This window comes from Candidatus Methanoperedens nitratireducens (assembly GCF_000685155.1).
Lineage (GTDB): Archaea > Halobacteriota > Methanosarcinia > Methanosarcinales > Methanoperedenaceae > Methanoperedens > Methanoperedens nitratireducens.
In genome coordinates this window covers 8938-26878 of the sequence record NZ_JMIY01000005.1, presented here as the reverse complement: position 1 = coordinate 26878, position 17941 = coordinate 8938, and the positions used below count along the sequence as shown (strand labels likewise).

Annotated in this window: 22 protein-coding genes; 16 read left to right on the top strand and 6 right to left on the bottom strand. The window is 38.8% G+C overall.

All coding sequences use genetic code 11. The features are described 5' to 3' along the window. The first annotated feature begins 2 nt into the window (after positions 1-2). The 10 genes from ANME2D_RS09920 to ANME2D_RS18840 all read left to right on the top strand — a co-directional run bounded on the left by ANME2D_RS09920 (position 3) and on the right by ANME2D_RS18840 (position 8961). Positions 3-1022: a V-type ATP synthase subunit C gene (locus tag ANME2D_RS09920; protein ID WP_048091237.1), complete on the top strand. Its 1020-nt coding sequence runs from the start codon at positions 3-5 to the stop codon at positions 1020-1022. After that, positions 1023-1322 (top strand): V-type ATP synthase subunit F, encoded by a 300-nt coding sequence (locus ANME2D_RS09915; protein WP_048091235.1) that lies wholly within the window; start codon positions 1023-1025, stop codon positions 1320-1322. It begins immediately after the preceding gene. 36 nt (positions 1323-1358) lie between these two features. Continuing rightward, positions 1359-3095: an ATP synthase subunit A gene (locus ANME2D_RS09910; RefSeq protein ID WP_048091233.1), complete on the top strand. Its 1737-nt coding sequence runs from the start codon at positions 1359-1361 to the stop codon at positions 3093-3095. 1 nt (position 3096) lies between these two features. Beyond that, positions 3097-4482, top strand: a complete 1386-nt coding sequence (locus ANME2D_RS09905) for an ATP synthase subunit B (protein WP_048091232.1) — start codon at positions 3097-3099, stop codon at positions 4480-4482. 1 nt (position 4483) lies between these two features. Beyond that, positions 4484-5104, top strand: a complete 621-nt coding sequence (locus ANME2D_RS09900; RefSeq protein WP_048091230.1) for a V-type ATP synthase subunit D — start codon at positions 4484-4486, stop codon at positions 5102-5104. A gap of 410 nt (positions 5105-5514) precedes the next feature. Continuing rightward, entirely contained in the window at positions 5515-6837 is a 1323-nt protein-coding gene (locus ANME2D_RS09890; RefSeq protein WP_048091225.1) for an AAA family ATPase, read from the top strand. A 19-nt stretch (positions 6838-6856) separates the two neighbouring features. Next, a complete protein-coding gene (locus ANME2D_RS09885; protein WP_048091223.1) occupies positions 6857-7312 on the top strand; it encodes a hypothetical protein in 456 nt (151 codons plus the stop codon). Between the two features lie 53 nt (positions 7313-7365). Next, positions 7366-7536, top strand: coding sequence for a hypothetical protein (locus ANME2D_RS18020; RefSeq protein ID WP_157834058.1), 171 nt, complete (start codon positions 7366-7368; stop codon positions 7534-7536). 475 nt (positions 7537-8011) lie between these two features. Further along, positions 8012-8302 carry an AbrB/MazE/SpoVT family DNA-binding domain-containing protein gene (locus ANME2D_RS09880; protein ID WP_048091221.1) on the top strand — a complete coding sequence of 97 codons (291 nt, stop codon included), beginning with the start codon at positions 8012-8014 and terminating at the stop codon, positions 8300-8302. A gap of 524 nt (positions 8303-8826) precedes the next feature. Further along, positions 8827-8961, top strand: a complete 135-nt coding sequence (locus tag ANME2D_RS18840; protein ID WP_277812934.1) for a hypothetical protein — start codon at positions 8827-8829, stop codon at positions 8959-8961. Between the two features lie 38 nt (positions 8962-8999). Here ANME2D_RS18840 and ANME2D_RS09875 read toward each other — a convergent pair whose 3' ends face one another. Then, a complete protein-coding gene (locus ANME2D_RS09875) occupies positions 9000-9578 on the bottom strand; it encodes a hypothetical protein (RefSeq protein ID WP_048091219.1) in 579 nt (192 codons plus the stop codon). Between the two features lie 108 nt (positions 9579-9686). Here ANME2D_RS09875 and ANME2D_RS09870 point away from each other — a divergent pair, with 108 nt between their 5' ends. The 5 genes from ANME2D_RS09870 (at position 9687) to ANME2D_RS09850 (ending at position 14438) form a co-directional block, all read left to right on the top strand. Next, positions 9687-10121 carry an ArsR/SmtB family transcription factor gene (locus tag ANME2D_RS09870; RefSeq protein ID WP_048091217.1) on the top strand — a complete coding sequence of 145 codons (435 nt, stop codon included), beginning with the start codon at positions 9687-9689 and terminating at the stop codon, positions 10119-10121. Then, positions 10118-10330 (top strand): hypothetical protein, encoded by a 213-nt coding sequence (locus ANME2D_RS09865; RefSeq protein ID WP_048091215.1) that lies wholly within the window; start codon positions 10118-10120, stop codon positions 10328-10330. The genes ANME2D_RS09870 and ANME2D_RS09865 overlap by 4 nt, the downstream gene beginning before the upstream one ends. A gap of 372 nt (positions 10331-10702) precedes the next feature. Further along, entirely contained in the window at positions 10703-11842 is a 1140-nt protein-coding gene (locus tag ANME2D_RS09860; RefSeq protein ID WP_048091212.1) for a HEAT repeat domain-containing protein, read from the top strand. Further along, positions 11839-13224, top strand: a complete 1386-nt coding sequence (locus ANME2D_RS09855) for a hypothetical protein (protein ID WP_048091210.1) — start codon at positions 11839-11841, stop codon at positions 13222-13224. The genes ANME2D_RS09860 and ANME2D_RS09855 overlap by 4 nt, the downstream gene beginning before the upstream one ends. Positions 13225-13355: 131 nt before the next feature. Further along, positions 13356-14438, top strand: coding sequence for a hypothetical protein (locus ANME2D_RS09850; RefSeq protein WP_157834057.1), 1083 nt, complete (start codon positions 13356-13358; stop codon positions 14436-14438). 597 nt (positions 14439-15035) lie between these two features. On the opposite strand, the gene ANME2D_RS09845 is transcribed toward ANME2D_RS09850, so the two are convergent. The 3 genes from ANME2D_RS09845 to ANME2D_RS09835 are packed head-to-tail and all read right to left on the bottom strand — an operon-like array spanning position 15036 to position 16512. After that, positions 15036-15266 (bottom strand): type II toxin-antitoxin system HicA family toxin, encoded by a 231-nt coding sequence (locus tag ANME2D_RS09845; protein ID WP_048091206.1) that lies wholly within the window; start codon positions 15264-15266, stop codon positions 15036-15038. Next, a complete protein-coding gene (locus ANME2D_RS09840; RefSeq protein ID WP_048091204.1) occupies positions 15253-15474 on the bottom strand; it encodes a type II toxin-antitoxin system HicB family antitoxin in 222 nt (73 codons plus the stop codon). The genes ANME2D_RS09845 and ANME2D_RS09840 overlap by 14 nt, the downstream gene beginning before the upstream one ends. Before the next feature lie 6 nt (positions 15475-15480). Then, on the bottom strand, positions 15481-16512 hold the full coding sequence (locus ANME2D_RS09835; RefSeq protein WP_081810230.1) for a restriction endonuclease: 1032 nt from the start codon (positions 16510-16512) through the stop codon (positions 15481-15483). Here ANME2D_RS09835 and ANME2D_RS19035 point away from each other — a divergent pair. Beyond that, complete coding sequence (locus ANME2D_RS19035; RefSeq protein WP_081810229.1) at positions 16487-16825, top strand: transposase; 339 nt, start codon at positions 16487-16489, stop codon at positions 16823-16825. The genes ANME2D_RS09835 and ANME2D_RS19035 overlap by 26 nt on opposite strands. Before the next feature lie 95 nt (positions 16826-16920). Here the strand turns inward: ANME2D_RS19035 and ANME2D_RS09830 are convergent, their stop codons facing one another. Beyond that, positions 16921-17361 (bottom strand): type II toxin-antitoxin system VapC family toxin, encoded by a 441-nt coding sequence (locus ANME2D_RS09830; RefSeq protein ID WP_048091200.1) that lies wholly within the window; start codon positions 17359-17361, stop codon positions 16921-16923. A gap of 1 nt (position 17362) precedes the next feature. Continuing rightward, on the bottom strand, positions 17363-17566 hold the full coding sequence (locus ANME2D_RS09825) for a hypothetical protein (RefSeq protein ID WP_048091198.1): 204 nt from the start codon (positions 17564-17566) through the stop codon (positions 17363-17365). Positions 17567-17941: the final 375 nt, after the last annotated feature.

Below are 17941 nucleotides of genomic sequence, written 5' to 3'. Positions count from 1 at the left end.
ATATGGCAGCCTCAGACGGTACAAAATACGCATACATGGTAGCCAGGGTTCGGGCTATGAAAAGCAAGCTCATCCCCAGGGAGATGTATCCCAAGTTCCTCAACATGGAGATACCAGAGATAACCCGTTTTATCGGTGAATCTGAGTATAAAAAAGATGTTGATGAACTCAGTAAAAAATATAGTGGTACTGACCTTTTTGAACATGCTCTGAACCAGAACCTTGCACTGACATACCGCAAATTAATAGAAGTATCGCAGAACGAAGCCAACATTTTGATAACAGAGTATCTTCGCTTATGGGATATCTGGAATATAAAGACCATCCTGAGAGGGAAATTCTCAGGCGCAAGCGAGGATGAGATCCTTGAGGACGTGGTCTCAGGAGGCCAGTTAAGGTACAGGGATCTGTCCGAGATCGTCAGGATCGGTACGCTTGAGGGTGTGATCGGAGCATTCGCCAGAACACCTTATTATCCTGCGCTTGAAGGATACAAGGGTGATCTGGCACAGATCGAGAACGCTCTTGACAGAATGTATTATACAAACCTCATTAAAGCTGTGTCAGCCACAGGCAATAAGTTATTCCTGAAATTCCTCCGAACGGAGATCGACCTCAAGAATCTGAAGATGCTCTTCAGGATGAAGCGGGCAGGTATGGAGCGCGATGACATAATCAAGCTTCTTATCCCGGGCGGCATGGAATTAAAGGATAGCGACCTTACAAGACTTGCATCCATGCCACTTAATGAATTCGTACGCGCTCTTGAGGAGTACTCTTACTGGAATGCGATATCGGATGTCAGCGGTGATCTTACCTCTCTTGTGAATATTGAGCCCCGTCTTGATAAATACGGACTTGTGTATGCCTCCCGCATATCCTACTATTATCCGCTTTCGATTCTGCCTATTCTCGACTATATATTGAGCAAGAAGATCGAGGTGGATAACCTTAGAATAATCGTGCGCGGAAAAGAGACGTCTCTTCCAGAAGAGATAATTAAAGCCCACCTGGTGATGTAGATGGAGATTGCAGTTATAGGAAATAGCGATTTTGTATTAGGGTTTCGACTTGCGGGTATCAGGAAGACCTATGATGCGACGCCTGATAACATCGAATCCAGGATCCAGGGCATACTGAATGACAGGACTGTCGGGATCCTTGTGATTCATAATAATGATATGGGGAAATTGTCTCCCCAGATGCAGAAAATACTTGATGACTCTGTAGAGCCCACGGTGATAACCATTGGTGGAAAGGGCGAGAGCACAAACCTCAGGGAGAAGATAAAACAGGCAGTGGGTGTTGATCTCTGGAAATAATATGCTAATCAAAATAAACAGTAGGTGTCTTGCAAAATGAAAGCAAAAGGTAAAATTTATAGAATATCAGGACCAGTTGTCATCATAAGCGGTTTAAGTACCAGAATGTACGATGTGGTCAAGGTCGGAGATGAAGGATTGATGGGTGAAGTGATAGGTATAGAAGGCGACAAATCCACTGTACAGGTCTATGAAGAGACATCCGGTATAAGACCTGGTGAGCCTGTTGAGAATACGGGTATGCCGCTCTCGGTCGAGCTCGGGCCCGGATTGCTTGAGAGTATCTATGATGGAATCCAGCGTCCTCTTCCGGTCTTAAAGGGCAGCATGGGCGATTTTATAAAACGCGGCGTCTTTGCAGATGGTCTCTCGCGTGAGAAAGAATGGGATTTTGTACCCACGGTAAGCAAAGGCGATAAAGTGAACGGGGGCGATGTAATAGGAACGGTTCAGGAGACAGAGAACATCGAACACAGGATCATGGTTCCCCCCAATGTATCGGGCACTGTCAGTGATATAAAGAAGGGTAAATTCAAGGTCGATGATGTGATATGCACACTTGGCGATGGAAAAGAACTCATGATGATGCAGAAGTGGCCTGTCAGAAAGCCAAGACCTGTGAATAAGAAATTAATGCCGAATACACCCCTGATTACAGGCCAGAGGATACTTGACGGTCTTTTCCCTGTGGCAAAGGGAGGAACAGCAGCAATCCCTGGTCCCTTTGGAAGCGGAAAAACAGTTACCCAGCAGCAGCTTGCAAAATGGAGCGATACCGAGATAGTGGTATATATCGGGTGCGGTGAGCGCGGCAACGAGATGGCAGATGTCCTGAACGAATTCCCTGAGCTTGAGGATCCAAAGACCGGTCGGCCTTTAATGGAGAGGACGGTGCTGATCGCGAATACATCTAATATGCCTGTGGCAGCAAGGGAAGCCTCTGTTTACACAGGGATCACTATTGCCGAGTATTACAGGGATATGGGGTATGATGTGTCCCTGATGGCAGATTCGACCTCAAGATGGGCAGAGGCAATGAGAGAGATCTCATCACGGCTTGAGGAGATGCCTGGCGAGGAGGGATATCCTGCCTATCTTGCAGCAAGATTATCAGAGTTCTATGAGCGTGCAGGTAAGGTGAAGGCGCTCTGCGGAAGAGAGGGGTCGATCACGGTCATAGGGGCAGTCTCACCTCCGGGCGGGGACTTCTCAGAGCCTGTTACCCAGAACACGCTCCGTATTGCCAAGGTATTCTGGGCACTTGATGCAAAACTTGCCCAGAGAAGGCATTTCCCTGCAATAAACTGGCTCAACAGTTATTCATTATACACAAAGGCACTGGGAGACTGGTATAATGAGAGCGTATCTACTGAGTGGTCAAAGCTCAGGGACGATGCGATGGAGTTATTGCAAAAAGAGGCAGAGCTTCAGGAGATCGTTCAACTGGTGGGCTCAGATGCACTACCTGAAGACCAGCAACTTACGCTTGAGATCGCAAGGATGATAAGAGAATTCTTCCTGCAGCAGAATGCATACCATGATGTGGATACATTCTGTCCAATGGATAAACAGTACAAGCTGCTAAAAGCCATCACAACATGGGGCAACAGGGCCCAGTCAGCACTTGAAACCGGAGCCCCTATCGAAGATATCATGAAATTAAAATCAAAAGACGAACTTGCAAAGATCAAATTCGAGAAGGATTTTGACGGAGCACTTGGCACGGTCACAAAGAACATGGAAGAAGAATTCAGTAAACTGAAGGGGAAGTAACATGACTAAAGAATACAAGACTATCAGGGAAATCGCAGGTCCGCTCATCTTTGTCGAGAAGACAGAACCTGTAGGATACAATGAACTTGTCAATATCACACTTCCTGACGGTACAAGCAAGAGAGGACAGGTGCTTGATACCTCTGAGGATATAGTTGTTATCCAGGTATTCGAAGGTGCGGGAGGACTTAGTAAAGAATCAAGCGTGAGATTCACGGGTGAGACCATTAAACTTCCGGTCTCGATTGATCTTCTGGGCAGAATCCTGTCAGGATCTGGCGAGCCTCTTGATGGAGGACCAAGGATCATACCAGAGGACAGGCTTGAGATAACAGGTGCTGCAATAAATCCATACGCCCGCCTTCCACCAAAGGACTTTATCCAGACAGGCATATCAACGATAGACGGGATGAACACACTTGTCAGGGGACAAAAGCTTCCAATCTTCTCTGGATCGGGTCTCCCGCACAATGAGATCGCCCTTCAGATAGCAAGACAATCAAAGGTGAGGGGGTCTGATGAGCAGTTCGCAGTGGTGTTTGCAGCTATGGGCATCACCAATGAAGAGGCGCAGTATTTCATGCGCGACTTTGAGAGAACAGGCGCACTTGAGCGCGCAGTGGTATTTCTCAATTTAGCTGATGACCCGGCTGTGGAGCGGCTTATCACACCAAGACTTGCACTCACTGCGGCAGAGTACCTTGCATATGAACATGATATGCATGTGCTCGTTATCCTGACCGATATCACGAACTACTGCGAGGCGCTGCGCCAGATGGGCGCCGCCAGGGAAGAAGTGCCCGGCAGGCGCGGATATCCAGGATACATGTACACAGACCTTGCCTCTCTGTATGAGCGCGCAGGTGTCGTCAAGGGAAGAAAGGGATCTGTTACCCAGTTCTCCATATTATCAATGCCTGGCGATGATATCACGCACCCGATCCCTGATCTCTCAGGGTATATCACAGAAGGGCAGATCGTTATTTCAAGAGAACTGCACAGGAAAGGTATCTATCCTCCTGTCAATGTCCTGCCCTCGCTCTCAAGACTGATGAACTCAGGCATAGGCGCGACCAGGACAAGGGACGATCACAAGCCAGTATCTGACCAGCTGTACGCTGGATATGCTGAAGGTAAGGACCTGAGAGGACTTGTTGCCATAGTGGGCAAGGATGCACTGTCTGACAGGGATAAGAAGCTCCTTGAGTTTGCAGATATGTTCGAGGACCGGTTCGTGCGCCAGGGAGCTGATGAGAACAGGGATATCGAAGCGACGCTTGACCTTGGATGGGAACTTCTCTCTGAGCTTCCTGAGGCACAGCTCACAAGGATCGATAATAAGTATATCCAGAAATATCACCCTACCTATAAGGGGAAGAAAGAGTAGTATGGCTATCAAGGACAATATAAAGCCCACACGCTCAGAGCTTATCGAGCTTAAAAAGAAGATCAAGCTCAGCCAGAGCGGGCACAAGCTTCTTAAAATGAAGCGCGACGGCCTGATCCTTGAATTATTTGCCATACTTGAGAAGGCCAGGGATGTGAGAGCCGAAGTTGAGAAGCAGTTCGCTATCGCCTCGCTTAAGCTTGCTATAGCAAAATCCGTGGAAGGTATAGTTGTGGTGAAGTCCACGGCCTTTGCCCTCAAGGATACCCCGAAACTTGAGCTTGAGAGCAGGAACGTGATGGGCGTAGTTGTCCCCAAGATCGATGCATCAAGTGTGCACAAGAGGCTTGATGAGCACGGCTACGGCATAATCGGTACAAGTTCACGTATTGATGAGGCTGTTGATGCCTATGAGATCCTGGTTGAGAAGGTCATACTCGCTGCTGAGATCGAGACAACAATGAAGAAACTGCTTGAGGATATAGAGAAGACAAAGCGCAGGGTGAATGCCCTTGAGTTCAAGGTCATACCCGAGCTTACAGAGGCCAGGGACTTTATCGTATTAAGGCTTGAGGAGATGGAACGAGAGAACACGTTCAGGCTGAAGAAGATAAAGGGGTAGGCGTTTTTATTTGACAGGAAAAGGATGAGACCGTAAGATTAAAGTAATACGGAAACTGAGTATCGTCCGGTGCAGGTGACTTCGGAGGAAATGGCAAGCCATGTGGGTAAGGCTTGCAGCGCACCTTTAGAGTCGCCCCACATTGGAGCCCTGCACCGACTTTAAAGATGCGAAGGTCATTTCTGGACTCCTGGTTGCTATCATGGCTCAGTTGGGCAGGGCTGGGAAGTGGTGGAAAGATATATTTCTGCCCGGAGCTGTACTAGCGGTGAAAAAGCTTAATCGGCAAAAAACGCTAACAAGCCCTGTACCCTTCAAGTATGGTGTAGGCGTTTCTCATGCTCTCATGCTAATTAAAAGGTCTCAAAAATCGATAGGTTTTTATAAACGTATAAAATGTATATATAAATATGCTGAAAGAGTTGTACATACATAATTTTAAATCATTGAGGGATACAGGAAAATTGGAAATTAAACCAATTACTTTTTTAGTTGGACCAAATAGTTCTGGTAAAACAAGTATTTTTCAAGCAATTTTAACATTACGACAAACCATCCAAAATAGAGATATGAAAAGCGCATTAATCTTACAAGATTATATTGATTTGGGTTCCTTCAAAGATATTGTTTGGGAACATAACCTTAAAAATAACATTACAATAAAATTAGCAGATACAAAAAATAAGTTCGAAGTTGAATTTGCTTTTCAAAAGTCTAATGAATCTATTTTTTTGAAAAGATTTAGAAATTTTGGAGTTCATTCTGATACAATCTATTTTGATAATTTTGATTACGAAGTTGTTAGAAACAGAAATGGAAGTTATTTTTTAAATATATCAAATTTAAAAAACCATATGGGGAAAAAGTATGAAATTGATTTTTTTAAATTTTTTAAAATTAAAAATATAGTTTTAGGTGATAATGAGTTAATAAAGGTCGAAGAAGAAATAATTAAAACTGAAAAAAATAAACATACTAAAAAATTAAAAAATAAATTATATAAAAACATAGATGATATATATCTAATTCTTTTTGTTGAAAATCAGGAAAAAAAGTTAATAAAATTATTTGATCATATTTTCCATATAGGCCCTTTGCGGCGAGAGCCACAAAGAATATATACAGCCAGTGGTGCCGTCCCTCTTGAAGTTGGGAAAAGTGGAGAGTGGGTAGTTGATGAATTAATATCAAATCCTGAAACTAAAGAAAGAGTGAATAAATGGTTTAAAGAATTTTGTATAGCTTCAGATTTTAAAGTTCAAGAACTGAGAAGAGGCTCAAAAAGATACGAAATAATTATTAAAGAATTCAATACAGGGATATGGATTAATATTGCAGACGTTGGTTTTGGTGCATCTCAAATTTTACCAATAATCGTTGAAGGATTTATCACCAAAGATTCCACAATCCTTGTTGAACAGCCAGAAATTCACCTTCATCCGAAAGCACAAGCTACAATGGGAGATCTCCTTGTCGACATCGCTAAGAATGGACAAAATAGCGTTATTGTTGAAACTCATAGTGACCTAATAATTTCAAGAGTTTGTACCAGAATTGCACAAGGTAAATTAAACAATGATGATGTTGCGGTTTATTATTTTAACCCAACAAAAGATGGCACAGAAGTGATCGATGTGACTATTAATAAAAAAGGGCAATTTCAAAATTTTCCTGAAGGTTTCTTTGAAGAACGATATGAAGAGGCTCTAATGAGCGCAAACATGATATTTTGAATTGGATTGGAGACTTATAATGAAACTAAGATGGGTGATTGATGCTAGTATATTAGGCAATGTATGTAAAAAGAACAACAATGATATTACGCGTGAATTCTTAGACCAGGTTAAGAAGAATCATTATGTTGTAGTAAATTTAGATGTCATAAATGAATATAAACCCATGCCCGGTAGAAAGAATCTAATGTGTGAGCAAAAAGATAAAGAATTTTTACAGCAATGGATTATAGAACTTAGAAGAAAATTTGGTGTCTCTTCCAAAAATTTGCCTGATCTCCCCTTATGTATAATAAGACAACTAGATAATAAATTTAAAAACGAAGATTGCATATACGTAAGACTTGCGCTTTCTAACAACGATAAACTTCTTGTTGCAGAAGAAACCCATTTTCAAAATGTAAGAAATTGTTTAGAAAAAAATAATATTCGTATGTTTAATGAAATAGAAGCTTTGGAATACATAGATCATTAGCTAAAATACAATTTTTCTATAGAGACAAAGCAAATTAATAGGAACACGAATCCATGAGCATACTTACCGATGCTCTGTTCTTCAAGACATGGTGCGTGACGCAGCGTGCCTCGAAGCATAAGAGAGAAAGTATAACAGACAAGACATCAGAAAATAATAACAAAATGTCTCTTGGGTTGAAATCCCGCCATTTGAATCTGCTCTCGAATGAAGAGAACTGGTAGCTCGATATCATGAGAGACCGTGCGGATAGTGAGTACTGGGGTGGTCATGGTCGGGATGGTTACGAAAGCTCTCTTATGCGACCGAGGGAGGTCTCATAACGTCCTCCTATGGTAAGGGATACGCCAGACGAAAGCTAATATTGAGCATCCCTCTGATTTTGGTGAAAATATGGTTGGTGAATCGGTGGAATAAATTAATATACTATCAGTATCTAAGTAATACTGATACTCATTGACCGACTTTCATAAAGCTCCAATAAAATACAGAATACATGCTTCCAATCGGTTAAAAGAACGTTTCCAGATGAAAACTGATGAAGTACGGCATTACCTGAAAACCGGTAGACATATAAAAAAGTGCAATAAAGATGGAGAGATTGGAATCATTCAGAGTGAAATTGGAGACGCAAGAATACGTTTCGTTTACACCGTTAGAAGCGGGACGATTTATATATTGACAATAGAGGAATAAAATATGACAAAATGCCCCCTATGCGAAACAGAGATGAGAAAGGAACGTAAGGAGATAGAAAAAGGCGTATGGGCTACTGTTGAGGTCTGTCCTCAATGCAAAGATGAATGGATAGATGAAAAAGAACATGATAGGCTTGTAGATCTGTTCAAGCGCAAAACTTTCAACCTTGGAGGCAGTATCGCAGTCAGAATACCCAAGGAAATAGCCGATGCCCTTTCCATACGAGAAGGAACCGAAGTAAATTTCTCTGTACAAGATAAAAAGATAATAATATCCAAGGCAACAGCATAAGCTTACAATGTACTCAATTATATAGGCAGCATCGCAAAGTAATATTTACGCCTGAATAGAAGAGAGAAAGAACAAACAACAGGACATAAAAAGCTACAGCACCATGTCCGCCGGGGTGAAAATCTCACCATGCGGAGCTGCTCCCGCATGAAGAGAAGGAAAGTGCAGGCTTGAGGAGTTTTGAGGCTAAAAAGCGTACTTGGAGAACTATTCTATATACACTTCCTGAGCCTGAGTTGAGGAAAATGGGCTGGTTTCTCTTTCTTCATAATACATATTATCTTCTTGTCTCAGATACTAACTGCCAGCTTGGTTTTTGCTCTTCCAGTCACGGGCTATTTCCTTGCCTATGACATGCAACCTGTCCCAAGCTTTTGGATCTTTTTTTCCATCGTTGCACCAAGAGTCCTACGCATGGCATTGTCAAGTGAGGAAACAAGGGTTTCTGATTATTTGCATATCTGACACTTGCTCTGTATAAACATCATCTTGGTGTTAATGGGTGGGAAAGAGTCAAAGAGAGTTTGGATGAACTGGGAAGGATTAGAAAAACAACTCTCACCCTAGGCGGAGAGAGAATGGATAAAATCACTGTTCTTACGAATGAACAAAAAGAGATTATTGGAAAAGTGGGTTTAGAGGATAAGATTCTTTTTTGAACGTAGTCTATAAAACCCTGAATCTCAGGTTATTAAGCCTAGGTATTCACGCGGGATACAAATCTTTGAATGTTTTTTCTCAAGAACTTAAACACATCGCTGGAAACATGCTCATATAAGTCACCATCGTCTTCTCTTTTTACTTGAGTAACTGTATATCTTTGTAATGAAAGTTCTTCTTTTAAAAGAGTTTCCATTGCTGGTATTCCTCTGTCTATTTCCTCAAATATCCTGCATTTCCAGAGTATCTTTGGATCGTCTATAGCATGAATCAACTCTCTTGCTACACTACCTGTTTTCCCTCTGCATGTAAATACAAGGATGTTTAAATCAGCCCATTCCAGGCAATCTAAACTCTTTTCTAAGTTCGGAGTATCTGATGCTTCAGAACTAGTAAAATCTTCAACTATGGCAGTATTTGTATATCCATCTTCTCTCAAGCGATCACGAAGTTTTATTAGCCGTTCTTTTTCCCCTAAATGCTTCTCATCAGATGGAGGATTATAAGCACCATAGATGACTATGTGAATTTTATCCTTATATGCAAGGATAGATTCTTTTTTCTTCCTTTGAAATTCATCGAATCTTTTTTGAATCCTCTTTACGTTTAGATTCACGCTCTTTTAAGATAGACTTAATGGATAAAGCTTTTACGTTAGTACAAACAAATATACTCAAGTAAACCTGAGTATACTTATAAAAGGAGCCTCTAAGAGAGGTATGCTATGGGAATATATACTAACAAAAAAATAGAAGAGTATGCAAATGAAATGCCTTTAGAGCTTAAGCGAGCAATAGAAGCTTTAAATGATGATTTTAGACTGGCCATTTTTTTTGTGCTTTTCAAATATGGTGAATTGTCTTTCTCTCAAATAATGACTGAATTAGAAATACCCCGTAAAGACAGCAGTATTCTATCTCATCACCTGAAGATACTTGAGAAGGGAGCACTTATCGAAAACGAATATGCCAAAAAAGAAGGTATAGATAGCCATTCCTTTTATGACCTTACAGAATTTGGAGAGGATGTGCTTAAAGGTTTGATGCATACGCTTGCTGTGCCTCATTTAGACAATGAACCAATCGAACCGCTTAAAGAACTTCTATATCGGGTGGGATTAACCCAAGCTGAAAAAGCTTTCAAGAGAGGGAACAAATGAACCTGACGCCTCAAGAAGCCGGAAGGATGGAATATCTCCTGGGCAAATCCAGACTTAGCTATCTTACTAATAAAGAGGAAGAGGAATTACGCTATTTAATCACAAAAGAGCAGCCCTCGGCTAAAGATAGTTCCATAGATGAATTAATTAAGCTTGGTTTAATCCTGGTCGGGTTGTATTTTCTATCAAAAGCGCTCAGTAAGAAATAACAAATACAATAGCACTTTCCGCATCTCAAAGAATGATGCAGAGACCATCTCTGGGCGCCGAGCTGTTTCCATGGTAGTGTCGGGCAGGGTTGGGAGGTGGTCGAGAGATATATTGAGACACAGGATGTGCACCATGCAAAAAACGCTATGAAGAGATAAGGACTATTGGACGAGCTAAGTTTATCCCCAAAATATCATAAGCAGCGACAAACAAATTTCCGAACATTTTCGCCGTGACTAATGTTTTGAATTATAATGTTTTTCACTTAACCTGTTTACTCAATTGGAAATCTCTTTTAGCTTTCAGGCTATATATAAATAGCCGAAAGATTTTATAACGAATAAAGTATATCAGTTAATGAGAAAAAAGTTATGGTTATACAACAAGATGAGAAAGTTGAGAATGTTAAGGACATTTTCAATAATAAAAATATCTTGCGCATAGAGATAATAAATAAGAAACTAAATAGCATTAATCATAATGATAGAATTGATGGTTTAAAGCTAGCTTTCAAAAATTACACTGATCTGCCTAAGAATGAAGCAATTAATATTCTGACAAAAGCTGCAAAAGATGAGTCAAAACCAGTACGATTATGGATATTGACTTCATTTAATGGCATTTTAGGAAAAAATATTCCAATCGAAGTTCGTCGTGATATAAGTAGACTACTATTGAAAACAGATGATGACGAAATAAAACAAAAAGCAATAGAATTTCTAAATGTACCAGTTGAAAATAAACCTAACACATCAACATCAAATGAACTTATCGAGGAAATGAGATTTAAACAAACAGAAATTTTTAAGAATAATATCAATGATTTTCCAAAAAATGATTTAAATTACAAGGAAAAAAAATCTGAATTATCTCAAGTCCAAAAAGAAGATAATGAATTAAAAGAATATATATTATGTTTAACTTTATGGATGGGCGGAGATGGAGCAATTTTCAATCTTCGTGACATATTACAATATTTACCTAATAATGAAAATGATATTAAAAGAAATTTAGAAGAACTGCGGCAAGATAAAATACTTAGAAATGTTAATGGAAATTATTCATTGACTAAAAGAGGATCAATTTTAGCAGATTCCATTCTTTTAAAAATAATTGCAAGATGGAATAATGCTTCAGAATGGGTAAATCAGCAAGGCTATGCAACTATTCATCATGGTTTTATTGAAGATAGGAGGAATACTGCCTTATCTAATTTATATTTAAGTTCAAGGAGTTTTATTACTGATTATTTTCAATTTGTACTAGAAAATTTAGTAGAATATTATAGTTATAAAAAAATTTCTTATTTTTCAAACTTCAGAAGAATACTGATATTTTTTTCTTTAAATCCGACTTTGGACTTTTTAAGGTCTAAACGTGAAGAATTTGAAGACGTGATTTGGGATTTTTCTAATAACGAAGTAGTCAAAACCGTTGATTATAATAATGAAAAATTAATAGTAATAAAGAATGACTTGCTAAGGAGACGAAATAAGGAGTGGAACAAATGACCATTAATTTATCAAATAACCGCAAATTGGCTTTCAAGCAAGTTGATGATGAGATTGTTGGTAGTAATGCTGCCATTATCGGGAATAGATCACAATTATATGATTTAAGTCAAAATGCTTTAGAAGCTAGATCGGTATTTTCTTTCACTATACAACACGCACGAATTATTGATCTTGCCATTTGCTCAATTTATTCCCCACCTTATAAGGATTTAAGGATGGAAAAACTTAGGTTTTGGTTTTCTGAAAGCGACCCTTCCCATACAGACATATCAAAAAAATTCGATGTAATCTTTGACAAAGCACGCCGGATGAAATTCATAAACAATGATAAAATGGGTAATATTTATAAAATTTTTGATAATCCTTCCGATCTTCTTCAAAAATGCGGAGGCGAACTTAAAACCTGGTTGAATGATCCTGAACCCTGGATGAGTAGAAAGATTATTAGCACTGATGGAATTGTTATGCTTGATTGCATCAACCAGGATAAACCACTTTTTGAAGATATAAATCCAGTAGATTTTGGTCTCAATAAGGGAAAGTATGTGTCATTAATTTCATTAATGCAAACATTTGGTATCATCAAGGTGACTGAATCCAATTGTATGATACCCTATTTGTCATTTGAAATATATGGGGATCGCATAAATGAAGGCCTCGATGATATGCTTGAGGATAAATTTAATCGCACTATTTTTGAATGGTGCAGAAAAATGCCCGGCATTTCTTCAGAAAAAATCGAAAGCCTTGCATTTGAAAAATTTCCAGCATATGAAAAAGAATCCGTCAAAAATTCGCTAAGCAAAATTATTAATGGAATGCAGAGGAATGGTCTTATTGAGGTTTTTAAAAATAATGTAGACCATTATTTTTACATAGTTCCTGTTTGGTTAAGAAATTCCATCCTTAAAATCCATCCAACTAGAGTTGAATCCGATATGGTAAGAAATGCTATAAGGTCATGTGGGATGTTGTGGCAGAGTATAGATGATTTAAATGAATATCCAATTTTCCTTGATAATGTAAAAGAATCCTTAAATGTACTTGGAGCAGGAAAAGACATTACTTTTAAAGAAATATTAGAGATAGATAATCGCTTAAAACCTCTTCTAATTTCATTCTTATCTAATGGTATTCTTGGTTTTGATAAAGATACAAATACATTCTCAGTAAATAGTGAAACAGTAAATGTTTTAAAAATTATTCCAGACATTTTGAAGATATCCGGTGAAGCGGATCTTTGGATGGAGTTTGTCAATGGAAAACCAACTTATGAAAATATGGCAATTGACTTAGAAAATGCTTCCAAAGAGATTCACTCTGAAATTGCAGATCGATATACGGCTAAAGATTTGGAGAAATTCAAGGAATATAAATAAGAGGTTCGCTTTTGGTTAATGAAATATACCAGCGCAGCAAAAAAATCATCAGACAAATATTATTGTCTCAACACCTGACAAAGAATGATTTATTACTATATTTATATAATCATTGTATTTGCGGACAAAATTTGGTTCCACTTGAAATCGAACGTGGACAATTAAAATCTAAAATTTTGGACGATATAATAACAAAAGACGATTGCATAACAGAAAACGATAAGGGTCTACTTACTATAAATCAGCGCTGTAAAAGTAAAATATCGAACCCAATAGAATTGACATATAAAAAAGAATTCAAAGCTTTAAACATTTACAAAGGATCAGCTTATACTTTTTGCGGAGATATTGTCAAACTTCAACCTCGTTATTCACCAGATATGGCAAAAATAGCACCACTAATTCCTAATACGCCGGATTTAGGTGCCTTGTTTACGATACCTGTTAATAGTAAGATTTTTGAGCTATTTTTGCCACTCTATCAAGATGATGATGAAACTATAATATTTGAAATAAATTCAAATATATCAAAACCATCCGCTTATGGTAAATACGAAGAGACACGTGCTCATATTAATAGATTTTTAACTGATTATGATTCGAGTTTTAATGTAGATGATACTTTGTATAAATTTTTGAATACAATTTATCCTCTATCAATCTGCAGCTATAATGAATATTGTATAACAGAAGCCGGAGAACTGCATAAAAATTCTCCCGTTAGATCAGAAGATTACTTGAATAACTCAAAGAGATTGAAAAATAGTAGATGTTATTGTGGTCGAGACGTATCTTTTAAAGTTACTCAACTTAAATCTGAAAGAATAAAAAAAGATTTTATAAACGGTGTTTTTTCTGAATGGTATGCATCAAAAAAGATTGAAAGCGCTGGTTTGGATAATACTTTATGGAACACAGATATAATATTTAATGATTCAACTGAAATACATAGCGACGCTATCGGGTTTAATGATGATCTTATTATTCTAATGGAGTGTAAACGCATTTATAACGAAAACAACGATTTTAGAGGTGCAATAAAGAAATTAAACAAAGACAAGGAATTGTTCCAAGAAAAATACAACGATAAGGATGTCGTTATTGGATTAATGACGAATTTTCATAATTCTAATACTATACCTCAGAATATTGATTTTAATATAAATCATGATAATTTTCTTGATTTTGAAGATATATTGAGGGATTACGTATAAATCTGTACTATATTTGCCAATCGCCTGAACGGAAACACAGAAAGCATGTTAAACGAAGTATATATGAATTCATGAGCATCCATCCCGATGCCCTGCACATTCCAGTGTGGAATCCGTGACACAGCGTGCCTCGGAACACAAGAGAGAAAGCCCAAACAACAGGACACCTGAAGAAAACGCTGGAAAAATGCAAAACAACAGCACCATGTCCGCCTTTGTGAAAATCCCACCATGCGGAGCTGCTCCCGCATGGAGAGAAGGGAAGTGCAGTATCGTGAGATGCTGTGCGGAGTTCCCTTATCGGCAACCACAGCCCGAAACAGCAAGCAAACCAGAAGTGGCCTTATCGTGATGTGACGCCCCCGGTCACGGCGGAAACTTGAGCAGAATATAGGCGATGGGGTTGGTCATGGCAGGGATGGTTTAGAATGCTCTCATGTGCGACCGGGGGAGGTCTCATAATGTCCTCCTTGACGTTGGGTTAATATCCTACACGCTCCTGGATCATTGAATCCAACGGAAAGGGTACCCAATGTAACAATTGTGACGCTAAAAACAGGGGTACGATAAGGTTTATCGAAAAAACATCAACTATTTTTAAATATATTTTCTGAATTCATCTGGATCAACCTTTGCCAGCTTTAGAATACCACGCAGCGTGCCTATTTTCAATTCTTCATGCAGAGGCACGACAGTACCAACTTTCCCTTCCGGTGTCATTTTTGAAAGTCGAACATGACTACCGGATTGGCCGCTAATTTTGAATCCAAATTTATTGCAGAGAATATTGATAGCAGTTTTCCCTGATACTTTCCTAAGCTTCGGCAACTGGAGCAACCTCAAAAGTGGTTATAATGGATTTTACCTCTCTCTCCAGCGGGAACTCTTCTAGATACAATTCAGTTGCTTCCTTGAGGTTATTTACAGCCTCTTCTATTGTCTTTCCCTGACTGAAAGTACCTACTTCAGGACACTCTGCTACATACATATCTTCTTCCTTATGTAGTACTGCTGTGAGTACTTTTGATTTTACCATAATTTATCACTCGTTTCCTTTACTTTTTATTTTCAAAGTACTTTTATATTTGTCATCTAATTCATCATAAACATCTAAAATTGCTTGGGATAGCTGTGCACCGTTAATCAAATAAATTTTTTTCTTATGGGCAAAAGTAGATTCTTCTACAGCCGATGGAGTAAAGTGAGATGTAGTTACAAAAATACCTTCTTCACCTTCTATAAGAGTACCACGAAGCTGAAGTATCTCCGAGTTGGATATATTTCTTGAGACCCTTTTAATTTGCCCTCTATATTTTGTATAACCCTTATCGTTAAGGCAAACAAAATCGACACCTCCATCAGCAACATCTCTAGTTTTGATCGTATTGACGTCATATTTCAAATTTAATGTTTTACACGCCAATTGCTCAAAATCACTCGGGCTAATTTCCATAAGTCTTTTCTGAACCTCAAATAGCTTTCCAATTGTATCTGTTTTGTTTTCTATTATAATAGGCTTTGTTTTAAGTTGCTTACCAGATACCAATGCTTCGATTTCTTCCTTATGCTCATCTACATTGAAAACTGTTAATTGCCCATTTAGAGAATTTTTAAGTGGTTCTAAAAGCATATCTCTGGGAATATTTTTAATCCAATCAACGTCTCTTCTTACTCTTGTATATGCTTTATCAGAAGGTTTTTTGATATAATAAGCAGGACTTTTTATTTTTCCTATTTTGTAAACTATGCCATTATCGTCTTCTGGGTAAGTAGGTAATATAATAATATGTCCCGCTTTTATATCATGCACGAATCTTAAAATTTGACTTATATCTGTTTTTTTAGGAGGCACATCATAAGTATTTTCATATATTTCTTGTAGTTTATCTTTATTTTTCTCTGAAAACTTTGTTAAATCACCCATTGCAGACCAACCAATCCCTACAAAATTGCTAATCTCTGCTATTTCCCAGTCCTCAGTATCGAAACAATAATTCTTTGGTATTTCATAATCTTCTAAATCATCATCCTCTTCTAATCCGCATGTCATTCTTACAACCCAATATCTAACCATAAAAACAACTATATTTTTAAAGTTCTTAAAGGTTTTTACTTGTACCGATATTTCATTTGTAAATTGTCCTTCCCATCCTTCTTATTATCCTCCGAAGTATTCTTTAAGCTTCATCGCGAAGAAATTAAAAGGAAGATCGAGCAGAATCTTGAGAGAGGAGTTCCCGCATCTCAAAGAATGGTGCGGATACCATCTCTGGGCTCCGAGCTGCTTTCATGGTAGTGTCGGGCAGGGTTGGGAAGTGGTCGAGAGATATTTTGAGACACAGGATGTGCACTATGCAAAAAACGCTATATACAGGCCTCGTCCTTAAGTACGGGGTTTGTGACGCGTGCCTCGAAACATAGTAGAGAAAGCATGTTAAAAACAGGGGCACGGATAAAACAGCAAAAAGGCAACTTGTGAAACTTATCGGATATGCTTGTTAAAATTTTTTACTTCTTCTTGCGGCTTTGCAGTCTCTATGCATTCTGCAGCCCTTTCTATCTGCTGTTTATCAAGACTGATTAATTTAGCTCTGAACAAAGATGCAACAGCCACATAAATTGCATCACACCCTCTGAGTCTATATTCAGCGGCAAGCTGTGAAGCATTATCCGCAAGCTCCCGATCTATTGGAACAAACACTATGTTCGGGATCTGTTTTAGCTCTTTTATAAATTCTATTGCATTTTCAGGATCATCAGTGCCCCTTGCGATTGCTGATGAAATCTCAGGTAATACAATTTCTGGGACGATTATCGTAATTCCTCGGTCTCTGATGTTTTGCATGAGCTTCGCACTGTGTTCATGGAACTCCTCACCTTCAATTTCAGCGTTTATGAATACACTGGCATCTATACAATACATATTATCTTCTTGCCTCAGATACTAACTGCCAGCTTGGTTTTTTGCTCTTCCAGTCACGGGCTATTTCCTTGCCTATGACATGCAACCTGTCCCAAGCTTTTGGATCTTTTTTCTCCATAGTTGCACCAAACGTCCTACGCATGGCATTCAGTTCTGTTTCAAGGGCATCTATCCTGCTCTTAAGAGTCTGTATAGTATTTTCCATTCTTGCACCTTAATTATAATATTGTAATGGTGAGCACGATATAAAATAATTACCTATTGCTCTATGTGAACTGAAAAAGAGCACTGGTGTTGTAATTTTTCGTGTCCACCGGGTTAGAATCCCGCTGCGTTGGTCTGCTCCTGCTTAAAGAGAACGGGGTGCGGTATTGAAACACTGTGCGAAGTTTCCGTATCGGCAACCACAGCCCGAAACAGCAGGTGAAACAGAAGTGGCCTTATCGCGATGTTACGCCCCCGGTCACGGCGGAAACTTGAGCAGAATATAGGCGATGGGGTGGTCATGGCAGGGATGGTTTATTTCTTAAACAAACACATAAATATGTGTAAAAACATAATATATTTTATGCCAACCATG